The sequence below is a fragment of the Streptomyces sp. NPDC006610 genome (assembly GCF_040611575.1).
In the GTDB taxonomy this organism is placed as follows: domain Bacteria; phylum Actinomycetota; class Actinomycetes; order Streptomycetales; family Streptomycetaceae; genus Streptomyces.
In genome coordinates, this window is the sequence record NZ_JBEXOP010000021.1 from 1 (window position 1) to 17,933 (window position 17,933).

The window sequence follows — 17,933 nt, forward strand, 5'->3', positions numbered from 1 at the left end:
GCAATTCCCGCAACTACCTGGCCTTTCTCGGCCTGGCTGCCGCCCTCTGCTGCTACAAGCGACTCGTCCGCCTCACCACATAGGACACGGCCTTAAGGAAGGCCGCCGAACACACCACCCCGAACTGATGCTCTTCCCATGCTGGGGCGACCTGCAGGACTACGCCGCCCACGACCCGGCCGGCAGCGACCTGCAGCCCCTCGTCAACCTGGTCGACCACCACGGCGCCGACGCCATCCTCGCCGCCGTGGCCCAACTCGCCCCGGACAGCAGGCCCAGGTCACCGTCTCCACAGCACACAGGGCCAAGGGACGCGAATGGCCGCGCGTACTCATCGCCGACGACTTCGCACGCAACCAGGACGACGACGGCCGAGAACAGGCAGAAACAGTGCAGTCCTCAACCTGTATCGACGATGCCGAAGCCCGCCTGGCACACGTGGCCGTCGCACCCGCCACCGCCTCGACCTGGGAGGCCTCTCCTGGATCCATGGTCATCGCGACAGCACACGCCCCGCGTAAGCGATAAGGCCCCTGCCCGAGTTGTCTTCCGAATGCCAGTGGGGGTGGCGCTTTGGCGGCACCCGCTGGTCACCGTCCTGGCGACCCTCTCCTGGGAGCAACCCGCTCCGAGCACGAGCGGGCCGTTAGGGACCGGCGAAGGACAGGCCAAGGACGCCACCGAGCGCTTTCGCCTGCTTCCGGTAGTCCTGGGGCGTTCGCCTGCCTGTACGACTCCGCTGGTGAGAAGCCCGTGCTTGAAGAACCATGACAGCACCCGCACGCTGCTCGACCGCGTGAAAAGCCCTCCCCGGGATCGACGAGGACTTCTCACGCGGTTTTCGAATCTCTCAACCGTGGAGGGCTGTTGTCAGGCTTCCAGGTTGTAGAGAACGAACTGCTCCCACGAGCCGCCGACATCTGTGGAGCGGGCCCGCAAAGCGTACTGGAGGGACCCGCTATAGCTGTTCTCCATGGCGACGAACAGGCCGTTCAACGTGGACTGGAGAGACCACCGTTGCAACTCCTCGTTGTAGAAGAGATGAAACTGCTCCCAGCCGCCCACGCTCGCCGAACGGGCGCGAAGCACGTTCTGCGAGTCACCCGTGAAGTTCTTCTCCACTGCCACGTACAGATCGTTTGCCAGGGATCTCAGGGACCACGTCTGGCTGACCTCGTCCCACTGAAAGGCAAAGCCCTCCCAGGAACCTCCGTACTCGGCGGAACGGGCCCGCAGCAGACCTGTGTTCGGGGCCGGGTAGTTCACTTCGGTTGCGACGAACCGGCTGTTGCGGACCGACTGGACGGCGAGTAATTCGGCCTCCGCCGCCTGGGCGGAGACGTTGTTACCTGTGAGCGACGGAGCCTGAGAAGCATCCAGTTTGCCGGGGACGCCCTGTAGTTCGACACCCTCCACCACTTCCCATCCGTCGGGCACGGCGGACGGAGTGGCTCCGGCCGCGGGCGCGGTGAGCACGGATGCCATTAGCAGACCGCTCAAGGACAGCAGAACGGAAGTCGCACGTCGCACAGGAATTCCTCACCTTCATCTATTCTGACAAAGTTGACTGGCGTTTCTAAGGATTCCGCAGTGATGGTCACAGGAGGGCTGGGGCAGGGATTTAGGCGCTGCGACTGTCAGTGAAAGCTGCCCCAGCCTGGCCCTGTGATATTTTCTCATCAGGCTTTTGTGCGGCATCAGGGAAAACATGGACGCGAAGCACGGCAGGACCGGCCGACGATCCGTGCCTCCCTGTCGATCATGTGGTGGGAGGCACGGCCGTCGTTTCCGGTCTCATTCCTTGCTGTCGGCCTCGGCTTTGAGTTTCGCCTGCCGAGCGGCCTCGATGTAGCGCGGGGCGAACTTCATCTCGAACGCCTCGGGCACATCGTATGGAGACTGCCAGTAGTCCGGCACGAAGGTGTCACCGTCCTCGTGGCAAAGGTGGCATGAGGCGCACCACTCGGTCCGCCAGCCGTAGGCGACGGCGCGGACCCCGTCGAAGGTTTCGTCCAGCGGTCCCTCCACCCGGTACCAGCGGTGGAGGTCCGACGCGCCGCACTGGGGACAGCGAGTCGAGAGGTCGGCAGCGGCCGGCTCTGCGTCGAAGGCTGCCCGCCAGACATTCATCAGCTCGGGCGGGACCAGCCGCCAGCCGCCCGGCCCCGGCAGGGCGAGTTCATCGACGTCGAACAGGCCCAGCTCCTTGGCCTCGAGAGAGCCGAGCATCCTGCAGTCGCCCGACGTCAGATCGACCCTGACGGGGCCGATGCCGATGGTCATCTGCGAGGGGTCCCCGGTCTCCAGATAGGCCCGGTTCTGAAATCCGAAGTAGGCGGCCTCGCCGACCACGGTCACATCACCCTCGATGGGCACCAGGTCCACCTGGGCGTTGAGCGGATCTTCGTCCACGAATTTCCGAGCCAGATCCGCTGCGCGTTCGAGACTGATCACTGGTCGGTCCTGAGGAATCCGTAGTTCCGGTAAACACCTGGCCTGGCGTGCCCCGACTGTCCGTCGAGGAAGATGACGTCTCCCTTCACGTTCACCACGTTGAAGACATGCGAGTCATCCTTGCCGGGCCCGAACCCCCACACGATACCGCGTGCGCCGTCTCCGCCGGCCAGGACGTCACGCACGATGCCGCTCAGGGTCGTGCGCAGGAACGGCCTGCCGCCATAGAGACCGGTGATCGCCGAGTCGGACCCCCGCCCGAGATTCGCAGGAGCAGAGGACGGAGCACCATCGGCCAGCAGCCGGTCGACGGCGATGGCGCAGGCCCGGCAATTCTGCCCGCCGTTCTGAGGGTTGACCAGCTTCGTCAGCTCCGGCGTGATCGGCGTCTTGTAGGAGAGCTTGCCTCTCAGATAGTGCACCGTCCCGCCGCCGCCCGCACCGAACCTCAGATTCCCGATTGAGGAAGCAGCATCCTCTGGGGAGACGGCTGCTCGCCGCCATCCGGTGAGGCCGCCGATGCCCACGAGGGCGATCTGCTGGGTCAGTTCTTCGGCGGCTTCGGCGTACAGGTCGGCGAGCGCGTCGCAGCCCTGCTGGCGGAGCATGTACTCGGCGCGGTAGAGACGGTAGGCGGGGCGGATGGGGAGGTACTTGTCGACGAAGGCTCCGGCACCGCCGTTCTGGCCGGTGACGGCGTCGTAGGCGTCTCCTGCGAAGTCGAAGGGCAGCTTGAGCCCTTGCAGGAAGCCTTCCCCGAAGATTCTCAGGCCTTCGCCGAGGCTGTCGACGCGGTCGTTGTTGGGATCGTCGGGGGTCAGGCCGCTGGGGTCGGTCAGGAGTGTGGGGATGTTGTCGGCGTACGCGTACGGCGAGACGTAGGGCGTCGACTGGTCGCGGGTCGCCGGGTCGGGCCGGGTGAAGCGGCCGGTGGCGGTGTTGTACTGGCGGGCGTGCAAATCGAGGTTGCCGGTGGTGGCCTCGTAGCGGGCGCCGGTGTAGGACGGGGTGTTCGCGGGTGCGCCGGCGGCGACGGTGTCCAGTGCCCGGGTGCCGAACGGGTCGTAGGACCAGCGCTGATGAATGGTGCCGGTGCTGTCGGTGACGTCGACCGGGGAACCCTGCGTGTCATGGTGGTAGTAGAAGACGGTGCTGGGGCCGGCCTTTGTGGATTCCGGCTGGCCCAGTGGGTTGTAACGGTAGGTCTGCGCGATGCCCAGGCCCCTGGACTCCGAACTGAGCATCGGCAGCGGCGCGTTGATGTCCCACTGGTAGCGGTTCGTGGTGGTGCCGTCCTTGACGACGGAAATCTGGTTACCGCTCACGTCGTGGTTGTAGGTGTAGGCGGTGCCGGCGACGGTGGCGGCGGAGATCTGTCCGGCCAGGTCGTAGGTGTAGGTGTCGGCGCCGGCCTTTGTCTGGTTGCCCTCCGCGTCGTACCCGTAGGCGGTGGCCGTGGCGCCGGTCGTGGTGGAGGTGAGCTGGTCGGCGGCGTCGTAGACGTAGCTGGTCGCCGTGCTGCCAAGGGTGGAGGTCAGACGGTTGCCGACCTTGTCGTAGGTGTAGGAGACCGTGCGGCTGGAGGCACAGCCGGTGACCGCGGGCTGCGGGAAGCAGCCGGAGGTGAGGCGGCCCGCAGCGTCGTACGTCAGGTCGTAGCCGCCCGTTCCGACACCGGCCCGGGTGACGTCCACGCGGGTGGGCAGGCCAGCCGCGGAGAGCGTGAGCGCGGTCTTGGTGACCGCGGCCCCTGCTTTGGTGGAGGTGACGGCGGTGAGGCGGCCTGCGCGGTCGTAGGTGCGGTCCTCGTTCTCGGTGTTGGGCAGTGCGGACCGGGTGAGGTTCCCGGCCGGGTTCCAGCTGTAGGTGGTGGTCTTGCCGTCGGCCGTCATCGTGGAGGTGCGGCCGTCATCGTCGTACGTGTACGCGACAGAGCCGCCGCTGTAGGTGCGGGTGAGCATCTGGCCGGCGGCGTCGTAGGTGTAGGTGAAGTGCCGGGTCTTGGTGAGGTTGCCGACCGTGTCGTAGCCGAAGTCCTCGGAGAGCTTGGCGTTGGCACGGGCGGTCAGCTGCCCGGCTGCGTTGTAGCCGAACGTCGCGTCGGGAGTGGTGTCCGAGTAGTCGGTCTTGGTGAGCAGGCCGCGCGGGTCGTAGGCGTAGGCGGTGGAGCCGCGGGGCGTGGTCTTCTTCGTCAGGTTGCCGTCGGCGTCGTATGCGTAGGTAGTGACCCGGTCCAGCGGGTCGGTGACCGAGTTCAGGCGGCGGGCCGCGTCATAGCCGTACGTGGTGACGTGGCCGTTGGCATCGGTGCGTGTGGTGACGTTGCCGTTCTTGTCGTGGCCGTACAGGGTGACCGCTCCGCCGGGAGCGGTGACCTGGGTGAGCCGGTCGAGCTTGTCGTAGCCGTAGGCCGTGGCGCGCTTGTCGGCGTCCGTCTGCCTCACGACGTTGTTCACGGCGTCATAGGCGGTGGCGGTCACACCGCCGAGCGGGTCGGTGACCGTGGTGAGATTGCCCGCCGGGTCATAGCCGTAGGTGGTCGTGTACGCGGCCGGGTCGGCGCCGGTGACGTTGCCGCGAGGATCGACCGCGGTGGCCTGGCGGCCGTCGCCGTCGTAGGTCCAGCTCTCCTTATGGCCGAGCGGGGAGGTGCGGCTGAGGAGGTTGCCGTCGGCGTCGTAGGCGTAAGTCGTGATCTTGTTCAGCTGATTGGTGCTGCTGGTGAGCCGGTTGTTCTTGTCGTAGACAGAGGAGACGGTCTCGTTCGCCGCGTCGGTGACCTTGGTGACGTTGTCATTGGCGTCATAGGTGTACGCGGTAGTGCGGCCCATCGGGTCGGTGACCACCAGCGGCCGGTTGATCGCATCGTAGGTCGTGGTGGTGGACGCGCCGGTGGGACCGGTGACCTTGGTCCGGTTGCCCGCCGCGTCATAGACGTAGCTCGTGGTGTACGCGGCCGGGTCGGCCCCGGAGACGTTCCCCCGCGGCGAGACGCTCCTGAGCAGGCGGCCGACCTTGTCGTAGGTGTAGGTGGTCGTGCCCCCGGCCGCGTCGGTCTCGGAGGCGAGGCGCCCGCTCGCGTCATAGGTGCGGACGAAGGACGCGCCGGCAGGATCGGTGGTCCGTGTCAGGTGGCCGGCGTCGTCGTACGCGTAAGTGGTGGTGTTGCCGGCCGGGTCCGTGGCCGCGGTCAGCTGCTCCGCACCGTTGTACTCGTAGGCCGTGGTGCGGCCCAGCGGATCGGTGGCCGAACTGAGCAGGCCGCGGCCGTCATATGCGTAGGTCGTGGTGTACGCGGCCGGGTCGGCGCCGGTGACGTTGCCGCGCGGGTCCGTCTTGGACAGGATCCGCCCCGCCTTGTCGTACGTGAACGTCGTCTTCTCACCCATTGGCGTGGTGACCGAGGTCCGGTTGCCCGCCGCGTCGTAGCCGTACGTCGTCGTCTTGCCGCGTGGGGTCGTCACCGTCGCGATGGAGCCGAGCGCGGTGTAGGTGTAGGCGGTCTTGCCGCCCATCGGGTCGGTGGTCGACGTCAGCTGGTTCGACGTGTTGTACGTGTACGTGGTTTTGTTGCCGCGGCCGTCGGTGTGGCTGGTGATGTTGCCGGCGGCGTCGTAGGTCCAGCTCTCCGCATAGCCGAGAGCCGACGGCGCGCTGCGTTTGAGCATCCGCCCGGCGCTGTCGTACGTCATCTCCGTGGTGTGGCCGCGCTGGTCGGTGATGGCAACCGGGCGCAGACGACGGTCGTAGTCGTAGGTGATGCTCTTGCCGTACGGGTCGATCGTCTCCATCAGGACGTTCCCGGCGTACACGTCGGTCCACACCCCGCCGTCCGGCGCCGTGGTGTGCGACTCGCTGCTGCCGTCCCAGGTAAACGTCGTGGTCTTGTTGTTCTGGTCGATCTGAGACTTGATACGGCCAGCAGAGTCGTAGGCGTTGGTGACCTTGCCGCCCGCCGGGTCGGTGTACGAGGACAGCCGCTTGTCGGTGCCGTACGTGTACGACGACGTCCTACTCGCCGGGTCGGTCACCGAGTTCAGCAGACCGTCCGCGGTGTAGCCGTATGACACCGACGTGCCGTCGGGCAGATCCACCTTGGACAACAGCCCGTTGGACCCGGAGGTGAAGGTGGTGGTCCGGCCCGCGGCGTCCTTGACAGAGGCGAGCTTGCCGGAGGAGTAGGTCAGGCTCAGCCCCTTGCCGGCGGTGTCGAGCACCGCGAGGAGCTGACCACTGCCGCTGAAGGTGCGCTTGGTGTGGTCCGGCGTGGTCAGGGTGTAGTCGCTGGCGCCCTTGACCAGCTTGGCCGCGGAGCCCGCCGGGGCCGTGAACGTACCGTCGCTGGCCTGCGTGAAGACGAACGACGCCCCATCGTCCGCCCGGTACGTCACCTTCCCGGTCGCGACGGTCAGCTTGACGTCGAGCGGAGTGGCCCAGCCGCGTCCCAGCAGGCCGACGGCGGCCGAGTCGGAGCGGTAGGAGCGCTCAAGGACCAGCGGCACGCCAGGGCCCACCAGAGAGGCGTCGGTGAGCTGCTCGAAGAACACGCCGGTCGCGGTGTTCACAGGGTCAGCACGGTGCGCCTGCGCGTAACAGGTGCAGATGCCCGCCTGCGCGCCGGGAATCACCGGCGTGTAGAACGCCTCCACCAGCGGAGACGTAGTGCCGCCCGGACTCGAGGTACCGTCGGCGCTGTTCAGGAAGACCCAGGCGTAGTACTTCTTGCCGTCCTGGAGGATTCCGCCCAGCCCACTGCCAGCCCACCAAAAGCACTGGTCGACAGGGTAAGACGAGCTGCCCCACCAGTCGTAGCACCAGGCCCCGGTGTCAGGCGTGTCACCGCTGGGATCGTCGGTGGCCTTCTTGATCTCCTGCTGAACGACCGGATAGCCCGCCTCATCCATGACGTAGAGCCACATCCCGGTGTATGCCGATCCCCGCTGAGGCAGTTTCACCTGCCCGCCGATCGACAGCCGCCCGGGATACGCCGTGGCCCAGGACGACACCCAGGTCGGGTTCTCGGCCGCCGCCGTCAGCGGCTGCGCCGCCAGGCCCTGCTCCGCCGCAGGACCACGCCTGAAGCGGTCGCGCTCATCCGGCCGGCTGTGAGGCGCGGTCTTCGACCTGCGGCCGGGAGCGTTCATGTACTCGCGCATCGGAGACCGCTCATGCCGCTCCTCCGCGACCTGTTTACGGCGCTCGGCCAGCGTCATGGCCTTGGGCAGCTTGGGAAGTTCGTCAGCCGTGCGGGCCTTCTGCTGAGGGATGGTCACCGGGGCCGAAGCGGGCGACCGATCCCGGGGCAAGGCCCAGGACGGCACGACACCGGCGAGCGCCAGCAGAGCCAGAGTCAGGACAGCTGTGATCAGTCTTCGCGTTCGTCTGCGCATGGAGCATCACCTGTGAGGCAGTTGTGACAAGGGCCGTGATGATGCTTGATCCACAGAGCCTTCGAACTAACGTCCCCTGAGAGATATGGCCGGCACCCGCTGAGAAATCGAGCGGCTCGAACGACACCCTCCTGGTCACCGGACCGCCGGGACCGGTACGGCGCGGCAATTGGCGCGAACGCTCCCGCCACGCCCAGATGACGTATCTGTTCTCGGCGTTAACAGCGGGCGAACAATGCAGCGGAGTTCGGTGTCCGACGTGCCGAATACCAGACCCCTTGATGCCTCTTCCCGCGCCTACACGCGCGGGTGTGTTTGGTATCGCCGGGGTGCTTGAGAAATTGCGGCCAATGCGGCGGGTGGGCCGGGCAGTCGATGTCAGCGTCAGGTGAGAGGATCACAGGATGCCTCTGCCTCATCCCGATGATCTGACCTCGCTGGTCCTGCGAACCGACTTCGGTGACGAGGGAGCCTGGGATGCCGTTCGAGCCACCCTCGACGCGGCCGGCGAGTACCCCCATGCCACATTTGTCAGCGAGCTTCGCTTCGCCGACGTGGGCGTCCAGACCTTGCTGGCTGAAGAGGCTGCCGCGGACGAAGACGACCAGATCATCTATTGAAGCGGTCCTGCCGCGGTGCGGCGCAATAGGTTGCGCTCGTGCGGGGCGCCACACGACCTCCTCGGGAGGGGCGTCCCAGTTGGCAGGTTGAGCGTCAGCCGGTCGTCACCCGTGTGCTCGGCTGGTGTGGTGCCGACGCGTCCGCGTCGCCGTCAGACGGGCGACCGCCTGTCGGGCAGCCTCGCGGTGGTCCGGGCGGGGCGCCGGCACGCGAGGGCTGGCCAGGTCTCGGCCGGTGAGCGACTTGGCTTCGACTGCAGTCCAGTCGGCGCGGCGCACCACGGCGATGTGTCCTTCCTCGTGGGCCTGTCCGTCCTTCCAGTCGTCGGGTGGCGCCATCAGAGGACACGGAGGTCTTGGTCATTCAGCCACTCCAGTCCGAGGACCTGGCGGCCGAGGCGGTGCTCGATGAGCGACAGGGCGGTGCCGGTCTCCAGGTGGAGGAGCAAGAGCTCTCCCTCGAAGTAGTAGCCGCCGTCGTACTCGCCGGATCCCATGACGAGCAGGGGGAGGGTCGGGTGGAAGGCCATCGCGTTCACGCGGTGCTGCGAGTGCAGCAGTAGCCGGCGGCGGGCGCGGTCGGTGACGTAGAAGACACCGACCGTCTTCGCCTCGTCGTACTCGTGCGCGCCGGCCACGGCGACCAGGCCTCTCCGCTTGTCCGCCACGAACAGGACGGGATCGCCGATCTCAGCGAAGGGGTCGTCCGAGCGGTCGCGGTCGGCGGGAGACGCGATCATGCCGAGGATCCTCGCAAAGTTCGCGCTGGAGTGGGTAGCCAGGCCCTCCTTACAGCCTTGGCCGCCCACGTAGCTCAGCTCGCCAACTCAAGGGCTCACTCGCCAACTGAGGCACTCCGTCACACGTCTGTGACTGAGCAGTTCAGTTGGCCAGGTGAGCGCCCCGGTTGGCCGTGGGCTACCCCAATGGGCGTACTCTCTGGCCTTTCGAGGTTGGCACGCCTCCTCCATCCCTAGTCTGCCGGGCAGGTCCGCGGGTACGGGGAGAGCTGGGTGACTCGATTTTGAGCAGGGGAGCCATCGACCAGGCAGCGTTGTGGTCAGCCGCCCTCGCCGCAGTAATCACTCTGTCATTGGGTGATGGACGCTACGACTGGCTGAGCTTCGCCCTGGGGGCAACGCTGGCGCTACAGATCGCTGCGTTCTACCGTCCAGCACCTCACGAACCGGACAGCCGGTGGGACCGCTGCACGGCAGCGGGAAGTTTTGGAGCGGTCAGCGGGCTGGTTGTCGCTATGGCCCTGGCCTGGCCCGTGCAGGCGGCGATCGGTACGCCGCGACGGTGCCGCGTGGACGGAGTAGATCCGGACGACTGCGCTGGGGCTGCGGCGTATCCGTGGTTGGGCGTGGTCTGGTTCGTGACCGCAGTCGCCCTGTCCTGTTGGCACTGGTCCAAAATGGTCTCCCGGTCGGCAACGCAACCAGCCTGAGCTGCTTGAGCATCCGTCGGAGCGGTGTCCGCCGGGAGCCAAGTGGCCATCTGCAGTGCTCACTGGCCAACCGAAGCGCCCAGTCACAACGTCCAGGACGAACAGGAGGCGGGGCGCATCTCCTACAGCTCGAACTCGAGGTGCTCGATGTCCGTGAATCGGACCTCCTCCAGGCTGCCGGCGCGGCGGCCGCCGTCCTGGAAGTAGACCTCTTTGAGCGCTTCGGCTGCGATCCCCTGGAGGCGGGCGTCGCCGGCACCCTGCTCCTGGGCGTCGAAGAGGCGGGCGGCGTACTGCGGGGGCAGGGCGACGGTCAGGTGCCGGATGCGGTCCTGGTCCGTCGACCCGATCGGCGCGGTGTAGCCGAGGCGTGCACGGGTGTCGATGACGATGCCGCCCGTGCTCGCCGCCTTTGCCTTGGCCTTGGCCCGGATCTGCGGCTGCCAGCGCTTCTTCACCTCGCGTTCCAGGCGCGCGGCCAGGTCCGGGCGGGGCTTTTTCAACTGGCCCTTGACGTACCGCTCGACGGTGCGCTGCGAGACCCGCAGCATCTGGGCAACCGCCCTGGTGCTCTTGAGCTGCTTGACCAGGTACCGCATCTGCGCGGGCGCGCTCTTGGGCGCCGGGCGGGTGAAGGCCTTCTGCACTGCGGCATCCAGGCCGTCCCCGAACAGGCTCATCGTGGCCTTCTCCTACTCTCCGTTGTCGATGTCGAGGTCGGTGACGGTGCCGTCCTTGATGTAGCGGGCGAGGTTGAGTTCCGGTGCGTTGAACCGCTCGCGGACTTCCTCGCCCCACAGGACGCTCTGGGTGCCTTCGTGCTTGACCAGGCCTGGGTTGATGCCGAGTTTGAAGCCTCCGGGCAGCGGCTTTCCGTCGCGGTAGGGCAGGAAGTCCAGCGGGCTTGGTCCGTTCGCGGCGTAGACGACGCAGTCGGACAGGATCGCGACGGGGTACTGGCCGGTGAACGCCGCGTGCTTGACGATCTTGCGGTGCAGGTTGATCCGGGTGCGGGAGATGACGGCCGCGCGGATGTCCGGCCGCCACGTCGGCCGGGACAGGGCCCGCCACGGCTCGCCCGGCCGCCAGCCCTCACCGCGCGGGCGCTCGCGCAGCTTGCCCAGGCCGCCCTTGACCGTCGCCTTGATCGCCGAGACGACGATCGCCAGTTCCGGGTCACGGTTCTTGTAGCCGTCCATCGCGGCGAGGAAATCGGCCGGCTCCATGTCCGCGTGCACGCCGAGGTCGGCCATGGTGGCGAGGTAGGCGTCGCGCAGCCGCTGGTACCAGCCGTCCAGGTAGCGGCCGTTCTCGTAGCGGACCCACGCCTCGATCGGGCGCACCTCGTAGCCCAGCTCCACCGCGTAAGCCACGGTCGGCGTCGCGTACCAGGCCGGGCCTTCGGGCCGCTCGCCCTTCGGCGTGAACGGGGAGGGCAGCAGGCTGCCGTCCAGCTCCACCCACTCCTTGCCGGCCTTCACCCGCGACAGGTCGACGTGGCTGAGGTCCACCAGCCACGAGCCGGGCAGCTTCGGATCGAACACCGGGTTCGTGACGTGCGTTGCCTCGCCGAGGCCGACGTTCAGGCCGTTGGCGCCGGCGGCGAAGGCCATATTGACGTCGATGCCGACCAGGTGCCGCAGGGTGCACTCGTCGTCAGTCATCGGCCGGGCCCAGTCGTACGCCTCCTCGAACAGCTTCTCCGCCGGGCCGCGGACGTGGAAGCGGGGCAAATCCTTGAGGACCGGGTGGCCGTCGGGGACCTCGCACGGCGGCCAGTTCATCGGGTCGGTGGCGTCCTTGCCCAGCGAGCCGGGGTTGTGCTCGGAGTGCCGCTTGCCGTCGGCGTCGGGCTCGGAGGCGCGGGTCGGCGGGTGCAGGGCGGTCATCAGCTCCAGGCCGGTCACCGCGGTCGAGCCGCGCGGCGTCATCACGCGCGAGGCGTACACGCCCAGCACGCGGGCGAGTTCGGCCGGCGGGAGCTGGGCGGCATGGCCCCAGTGCCGGGAGTCGAGCGCGTGCCAGGACGGGATGCACAGCTGCACGCAGGCCCGCTCCGAACCGGTCGCGGGGCGGTAGATCCGCGCCCACGGGCCGAAACCGCGCTTCGTCAGCTTCCACTCCGCACGCGCGAGCTGCTTGACGACTTTGTGGCCCTCCGGGATCCTCCCGGCGAGCCGCTCTTCCTCGTTGAGGGTGATGGGGAGGCCGTAGCGCTTGGCGGCGGCCTCGGTGAGCACGAGCAGCGGGTCGGCGTCCTTGCCGGGCCCGGCGAGCTTCGGCTGCCCGAGCTTCGCCTCCTTGAGCGTCCAGTCCACCAGGGACGGCAGGGACTTGGCGGGCACGTCCAGGACCAGGCCGCCGGTGCAGTACGCCAGCACCTGCCCATCGTCGTCGACGTCGACGACAGCCAGCGGACCGTTCTCGAACCGCGGGTCCGTGCCGCCCGCCGGGGCGCCGGCCGGGGCCGTCTTCGTCGCGCCGGTGCGGCGCGACGTCGACGACGGCCTGGTGGTACGCACCGGACGGGCCGCGGCGGCCGGAGCAACAGCGGCACGCTCAGGGGCAGGGGCCTGGGTGTTCTCGGCCGCAGTCACGGCCGCCGCCTCGGAGGCCTCACCGGCACTCGGCAATTCCGTCGGATCGGGCGCGCCGGCGAACGTCTCGGCCACCGCCGTTCCCTCACTCTGAGCGGCGGTGTTGGCCGGGGCGGGATAGAGCTCCGCGAGCTGCCTCAGCAGCCGGGCGTACGCCTCACGCTCCGGGCCACGCGGCTCGGTCGGCTTCTTCACCGACTCCCAGCCGGACACCGTGGCCCGCCGCACCTTCAGCGCGGCGGCGACTTCGTCCAGCGTCAGGCCGTGCGCGACCCGCAGCCGCTTGCGCTCCGGCGTCGGCGGCAGCGCAGAACGGGATGCGACCAGCGCGTCGACGGCGTCGAACAGCTCGGACATGCAATACCTCCTGACGCACACCCTACCGGGCAGGCGCAACAATCCCGTACTTTGACCGTACGGATCGCGTACAAACTGTGATCTGTGATCTGGGGGTGGCGGGCCGGTGTTGTGGCGGATCATGCGCTGCGGGGCCGGCGACTGCTGGTCTTCTTGGCCGGCCGCTAGTCTTCTGAGTCAGAAATTCCGTCGACGTCGCGCCGCACCGGCGCGACGAAGGCGGCCCCGGCCAGCGCCCCGGCGGGCGGCACGGACACGGCGAAAACCTCCTCGTCCTCGCCGGAACCCGGCCGCCGCTGGACGAAGCCGATCCCGCTGGTCGACGTACTGCGCGCCGCGGTGTCCGAAGTGGAGCAGTACGAGCGCATCCAGCTGGCCTCCGTCCCGACTGCCGAGGTGACCGGCCGGGTGGTCAACGACCTCGTGCACCTCCTCGCCGAGCCGCTGGAGAACGCTACCTCGTTCTCCCCTCCGCATAGCGCGGTCAAGATGACCGGCTACATGCCTCTCCCCCAGGACCTCGCCGCGATCAACGAGCGGCTCGCCTCGCCGCCCACCGTGGACGTCTCCGTCTCCCGCCGCATGGGACTGTTCGTGGTCGGCCGCCTCTCGCAGCGCCACGGCATCCGCATCCAGCTGCGCCCGTCCGACTCCGGCGGCACGACCGCGCTGGTCATGATCCCCATCGACGTCATCCAACGCCGACGCCCCGTGGCAGGCACGGACGGCGCGCCTGCAACCTGAGCAACGGGCAGCACCTTCGCCACCAGGGTCGGCATGCCGGCGGCCGGCTGAAGCGGGTTGTCGGACGGGTTGCCGGCCCCGTCCACGGAGCGGTCGCGGCCCCATGAGCGACGGGACGACCGGTGGTCCGGTCGGCGTCATTGCTCTTCCTCCGGTGATCTCGGACCGCGATACGGTCATCACATGACGACTGCCTCCCTCGACACGGGTGTGGGACCGCTGTTGCGCGGCTGGCGCGAGCGGCGTCGGCTCAGCCAGCTGGAGCTGGCGCTGCGCGCCGACTCGTCGGCCCGTCACATCAGCTTCATCGAGACGGGGCGCTCCCGCCCGAGCGAGGCGATGATTCTCAGGCTCGCCGAGCACCTGGAGGTACCCGTACGGGAACGCAACGCGCTGCTCCTGGCGGCCGGTTACGCGCCGCACTACAGGGAGACCTCCCTGGAGGATCCGGCGATGGGCGCGCTGCGGGAGGGGATCGAGCGGCTGCTGCGCGGCTATGAGCCCTATCCGGCGATCGTCGTCGATGGCTGCTACAACGTGGTGGCCGCCAATCAGGGGATCCTGATGTTGCTGGAGGGGGTGCCGGAGCATCTGCTCACGCCCCCGCTGAACGCCATGCGGCTCACCCTGCACCCGCAGGGCATGGCTGCCAGGATCCGGAACCTGGCGGAGTGGCGCGGACACCTGCTGGCCCAGATGGAACGTCAGATCGCTCATCTGCGCTCGGACTCCCTGCGCGCCCTGTATGAGGAGGTGGCCGCCTATCCGGTGGCTGCGGCGGTCCCGGAGGAACAGGCGACCGGGGCGACCGGGGCGGCCGGGAACGACGCCGGGCGGCCGCCCGAGGACGGACCGACGCACCCGTACTTCGCGCTGCCCCTGCAGGTCGAGCACGACGGGCGGGTGCTGTCCTTCCTCTCCTCCATCAGCACCTTCAACACACCGATGGACGTCACCGTCTCCGAGCTGGCCATCGAGACGTTCCTCCCGGCCGACGCGGAGACGGTCGCCTACCTGGGCCGCCGCAGCCGTTGATGGCGTGGCCTTTCAGACTTCGGCAGCGCGCAGCGCCATGTGCTGGAGCGCGGCGAACCCGGCGACGGTGAGGGCCTGCGCCGGAATCCACACAGTCCCGGCAAGGCTGGCGTCGAACCAGGCGAACAGCGCGACGAGGCTCGCCACCGCCCAGGCGAGGTTGGCCTCGACCACCCACTTCACGGCGAGGGCCGGGGGCAGTCTCCGGGCCGCCACGGAGCCGACCCCGGCGCCGAACAGGACCAGGAACGCCCCGATCCCGAGCAGCAGCCCGGAGTCGACCCCGAGCAGCCGCCCGAGAGGGCCGGACGCGACGAGGTAGGCCAGGCCGTTGGCCGTGGTGACGACGGCGTCCAGGGCGAGGAAGCGGCGCAGCAGGGTGACGGGCTCGTTGCTGCGGCCGAGGGCGGTGATGAGGGTCGCGGACATGCTGATCGTCCTCCGGTGTGGTGGTGTGCGCGCTGCAGTGCGCTGGTCGGGGCGTGGGTCCCGGCCGGTTGCGCCGGTCGGGTCCTGGTGTCGCAACCGTGCCGTGCGGCGCGGAACGGGTCGATTACCCCTCGGGTAATCGATGCTCCGCGCTTCGGCGGGCAGGGTGGCTTCGCCAGCGCAGGGATCTCGGTGAGGAGCCGGCATGACGACAGGTCAGCAAGGGCGCGAGAACAGGAAGACGGCGGTGCTCGGACGGAGCGGACTGCTGCCGGCGGCGCTCGCCACGGTGATGGCTTTCGCCACGGTGACGACCGAACCGGCGGCGTCGGCCACCGGTTCGGTCAGACCGGCGACCGGCCCGGTGGCGCAGGGAAGCGAGTGCGCCGAGGCGCGGAAGAAGGTCGAGAGGCTGGAAGGCCTGATCACCCCGAACGCATGTGCGTTCATTGAGCGGCAGATCGCTTTCGGTGAGGCGCCGACCGGGACGCCGCCGGTCCCGGGCGGGTTCGACCACCCGAGAGTGCAGGCCTATCTGGACATCTTCGACGAGGAGGCGACCCTCTGGGAGGCGGGTGGTGCGCCGCAGCGGGGGCACACCACGATCGGCAACTCGATCATCGGTTCGCTGCGGCTCGTCCCCGACCTGCGGTACACGGGGACCGAGGTGGTGGCCGACGGTGCGGTGATGATGTTCGGGCAGTGGAACGAGGTCACGATCAAGGGCCAGAAGGTGGCCTATCCGCAGATCGCGAGGAACGTGCTGTCCGACGACGGCAAGACCATCCAGGCTCGGCGCTACTACGACCGGTACACCGTGTTCGGGTCGGCCGCTCCGGAGCTGCGGAACCTGTTCGAGGGGGTCGCCGACTCGGGTCGTGCGACCGGCGGGGCGCCTAAGCGGTTTCGGGCAGATGAGATCACGGCCCGGCTTGCGGCGTGGAACGGCGAGGACGTCTCCGCGTTGGCCGACCGGATGGGCGGCGCCCGGCTGACCGCTCCGGGCCTGTCCCGGCCGCTGGTCACCCCCGCGGGCAGGGCCGCCTACCTCCAAAAGCTCTTCGACCGCGCCGATGTCGAGTTGAAAGCAGGTCAGGTCGCCTTCGGCGAGTCCACCACCTATGTGGAGTGGCACGGCAGGGTGACCAGCGAGAAGGGAGCGCGTGTTCCGTTCGGGATCGTCGAGCGGTTCGGGCCCGGGGCCGAGTGGGAACTCTTCTTCGACACGCTCCCCCTGGTGGCCGACGACACCGAGATCGCCGCGCTTTTCCAGAGGCTGACTCAGCCCTGAGCGGCACGAGACGAACGCCCTGCGCCGGCCCTCGGCCCCGCCGGGCGTTCCGCGTGCCGCACGGGGACGTCCCACGCCCCCGGTCCTCCGCCGCTTGCCGGCCCTGACAAAGCCTGTGGACGTGCCGGTGGGTGATCAGGCAGACGGCGGGTCCGAGGAAGGCCTCGTGGATGCCGTCACGTGGTTCCCACCGGATGCGCAGGCGTCGGAAGCCGTGCGGCCAGGACCGTCCGGCCCCAGTACGCACAGGTAGGTGCGAACGGGTTGCGTTGTGCAGCATGGGGTGAAGGCCTGGTTCCTTCGCATCCGCCGTAAGACATCAGGGCGTCTGGCCGGTGAGCGCCCTGCGGGGATGCTGGCCCACCACCGATGAGGGCCACCCGGCAGTGCGCCGCCAGTACAGCGCGCCAGCGCAGCCGACTCGCCGCTGCGGCAGCTCATTCATTCGTCCGGGTGACGGTGCATACGGCTCTCCTCCGTACGCCCGGCAGGTGGGGTCAGCGGCCGGGACCGTGGGGCCCTTGGCGTGTGTCCCGCCGCTGGGCGTGGTGCGTGCGTTGGTCGTCCTGGCGCACCGGGCGTACTGCGTCGGCGTCGTCCTGCCCGGCGGTAACGGTTAATGGTGGCGCGGGCTCGGTCAGCCGCCGCGCTGAAGGAGGCACCGAGGTGGCGCAGCCGCTCGGCAGTGAGACCGAGGGCTTCCCCGTCCGCACGGGACTCCCGCAGGGCCCGCAGCGCCGTCAGGTCGATCGCCTCCTGCCGTCCGGCCTCCGGCTCCTGATCGTCGGTCTCGGGATCGGCGGTCGCGGGCGCGAGCAGCTGTTCAGGCATCGCCGCCTGCTGGTGCCGGGCGACGTCGTACGCCCGGCCCTGCAGAGCGATGGCGATGGCGGTGGCGGTGGTGCGCACTTCTCCCGCACCACCGCGCCGGCGGGGACAGCCCGCTCGTACTGCAGCGGGACGCGGGGTGCTTCCCACTCCCCCGCGTCCTGGCCTGAAGGCCAGGACGCAGTCGGCTCGCCGGAATCAGCCGGGGTTGCTGGTGCGGGGATGGGCGAGCGGCACCGGGCGGGGAGGTCGGGCAAGGCCCATCGGGCGGCGTAGAGGCGGTAGTCGGCCTCCATCCCGCGCGCGGTCTGCGGCTCGCTGATGTCCAGGCAGTGGGTGGAGAGGGCGGCGGCCGCGCAGGACGAGGGCGAGGTGGCGGCAGGCTTCGGCGAGCAGGTCCCGGCGGTGGAAGCGGCCGCCGTCGTTCATCACGAACACCGTCGCGGCGACATCGACGGCCGCCAGGGCGACGTCGCCCACGTCGGCGACCCGGGCCCGGATCGCGGCAGCCGCGGCGCGGGCCTACTCGAGGAGGGAGCTGATGACGCCGGCGGCCACCCCGGAGGTGAGGATCGCGCTCGTTCTACCGCTCGCGCAGCTGCGCGAGCGGCCGGGCGTTCTGCTTGGGCGGACGGGTCTTGCGAGCGGCGATCCGGTGCAGCTTGACGCGGGCCCGTTCGGAGACCACGGGCAGGAACTTCGGCTCGCCGTCGTCGTCGACAGCGGTGACGTTCCACC

The 17,933-nt window shown here is 68.9% G+C and carries 10 protein-coding genes and 3 pseudogenes; 5 read left to right on the forward strand and 8 right to left on the reverse strand.

The window, feature by feature from the left end; translation table 11 throughout:
• Positions 1-91: 91 nt before the first annotated feature.
• Positions 92-521 (forward strand): annotated as a pseudogene (locus ABZY13_RS18400) (DNA helicase); the annotation flags it as partial.
• A 349-nt stretch (positions 522-870) separates the two neighbouring features.
• Here the strand turns inward: ABZY13_RS18400 and ABZY13_RS18405 are convergent.
• The 3 genes from ABZY13_RS18405 to ABZY13_RS18415 form a co-directional block, all read right to left on the reverse strand.
• A complete protein-coding gene (locus ABZY13_RS18405) occupies positions 871-1,485 on the reverse strand; it encodes a hypothetical protein (RefSeq protein ID WP_356631877.1) in 615 nt (204 codons plus the stop codon).
• A gap of 309 nt (positions 1,486-1,794) precedes the next feature.
• On the reverse strand, positions 1,795-2,454 hold the full coding sequence (locus ABZY13_RS18410) for a hypothetical protein (protein ID WP_356631879.1): 660 nt from the start codon (positions 2,452-2,454) through the stop codon (positions 1,795-1,797).
• Complete coding sequence (locus ABZY13_RS18415) at positions 2,451-7,667, reverse strand: DUF6531 domain-containing protein (protein WP_356632056.1); 5,217 nt, start codon at positions 7,665-7,667, stop codon at positions 2,451-2,453. The genes ABZY13_RS18410 and ABZY13_RS18415 overlap by 4 nt, the downstream gene beginning before the upstream one ends.
• Before the next feature lie 581 nt (positions 7,668-8,248).
• Here ABZY13_RS18415 and ABZY13_RS18420 point away from each other — a divergent pair.
• Positions 8,249-8,464 carry a hypothetical protein gene (locus tag ABZY13_RS18420; RefSeq protein ID WP_356631881.1) on the forward strand — a complete coding sequence of 72 codons (216 nt, stop codon included), beginning with the start codon at positions 8,249-8,251 and terminating at the stop codon, positions 8,462-8,464.
• A gap of 338 nt (positions 8,465-8,802) precedes the next feature.
• On the opposite strand, the gene ABZY13_RS18425 is transcribed toward ABZY13_RS18420, so the two are convergent.
• The 3 genes from ABZY13_RS18425 to ABZY13_RS18435 all read right to left on the reverse strand — a co-directional run bounded on the left by ABZY13_RS18425 (position 8,803) and on the right by ABZY13_RS18435 (position 12,868).
• A complete protein-coding gene (locus ABZY13_RS18425; RefSeq protein WP_356631883.1) occupies positions 8,803-9,204 on the reverse strand; it encodes a hypothetical protein in 402 nt (133 codons plus the stop codon).
• Between the two features lie 832 nt (positions 9,205-10,036).
• On the reverse strand, positions 10,037-10,594 hold the full coding sequence (locus ABZY13_RS18430; protein WP_356631885.1) for an XRE family transcriptional regulator: 558 nt from the start codon (positions 10,592-10,594) through the stop codon (positions 10,037-10,039).
• 12 nt (positions 10,595-10,606) lie between these two features.
• A complete protein-coding gene (locus tag ABZY13_RS18435; RefSeq protein ID WP_356631887.1) occupies positions 10,607-12,868 on the reverse strand; it encodes a helix-turn-helix transcriptional regulator in 2,262 nt (753 codons plus the stop codon).
• Between the two features lie 254 nt (positions 12,869-13,122).
• Here ABZY13_RS18435 and ABZY13_RS18440 point away from each other — a divergent pair.
• Together ABZY13_RS18440 and ABZY13_RS18445 are read left to right on the forward strand one after the other, a co-directional pair.
• Positions 13,123-13,561 (forward strand): annotated as a pseudogene (locus tag ABZY13_RS18440) (hypothetical protein); the annotation flags it as partial.
• A gap of 234 nt (positions 13,562-13,795) precedes the next feature.
• Positions 13,796-14,647 (forward strand): helix-turn-helix transcriptional regulator, encoded by an 852-nt coding sequence (locus ABZY13_RS18445; RefSeq protein WP_356631889.1) that lies wholly within the window; start codon positions 13,796-13,798, stop codon positions 14,645-14,647.
• A gap of 12 nt (positions 14,648-14,659) precedes the next feature.
• On the opposite strand, the gene ABZY13_RS18450 is transcribed toward ABZY13_RS18445, so the two are convergent.
• Positions 14,660-15,076 (reverse strand): hypothetical protein, encoded by a 417-nt coding sequence (locus ABZY13_RS18450; RefSeq protein ID WP_356631891.1) that lies wholly within the window; start codon positions 15,074-15,076, stop codon positions 14,660-14,662.
• A gap of 205 nt (positions 15,077-15,281) precedes the next feature.
• Here ABZY13_RS18450 and ABZY13_RS18455 point away from each other — a divergent pair, with 205 nt between their 5' ends.
• Entirely contained in the window at positions 15,282-16,367 is a 1,086-nt protein-coding gene (locus ABZY13_RS18455) for a hypothetical protein (RefSeq protein WP_356631893.1), read from the forward strand.
• 118 nt (positions 16,368-16,485) lie between these two features.
• Here the strand turns inward: ABZY13_RS18455 and ABZY13_RS18460 are convergent.
• Positions 16,486-16,593 (reverse strand): annotated as a pseudogene (locus ABZY13_RS18460) (IS5/IS1182 family transposase); the annotation flags it as partial.
• Positions 16,594-17,933 lie beyond the last annotated feature (1,340 nt).

What these genes read in the sequence shown, in the direction of transcription:
- ABZY13_RS18405 (WP_356631877.1), bottom strand. Translation starts at nt 1,485, where the DNA reads ATGGCATCCGTGCTCACCGCGCCCGCGGCCGGAGCCACTCCGTCCGCC.
- ABZY13_RS18415 (WP_356632056.1), bottom strand. Translation starts at nt 7,667, where the DNA reads ATGACGCTGGCCGAGCGCCGTAAACAGGTCGCGGAGGAGCGGCATGAG.
- ABZY13_RS18420 (WP_356631881.1), top strand. Translation starts at nt 8,249, where the DNA reads ATGCCTCTGCCTCATCCCGATGATCTGACCTCGCTGGTCCTGCGAACC.
- ABZY13_RS18425 (WP_356631883.1), bottom strand. Translation starts at nt 9,204, where the DNA reads ATGATCGCGTCTCCCGCCGACCGCGACCGCTCGGACGACCCCTTCGCT.
- ABZY13_RS18430 (WP_356631885.1), bottom strand. Translation starts at nt 10,594, where the DNA reads ATGAGCCTGTTCGGGGACGGCCTGGATGCCGCAGTGCAGAAGGCCTTC.
- ABZY13_RS18435 (WP_356631887.1), bottom strand. Translation starts at nt 12,868, where the DNA reads ATGTCCGAGCTGTTCGACGCCGTCGACGCGCTGGTCGCATCCCGTTCT.
- ABZY13_RS18445 (WP_356631889.1), top strand. Translation starts at nt 13,796, where the DNA reads ATGACGACTGCCTCCCTCGACACGGGTGTGGGACCGCTGTTGCGCGGC.
- ABZY13_RS18450 (WP_356631891.1), bottom strand. Translation starts at nt 15,076, where the DNA reads ATGTCCGCGACCCTCATCACCGCCCTCGGCCGCAGCAACGAGCCCGTC.
- ABZY13_RS18455 (WP_356631893.1), top strand. Translation starts at nt 15,282, where the DNA reads ATGACGACAGGTCAGCAAGGGCGCGAGAACAGGAAGACGGCGGTGCTC.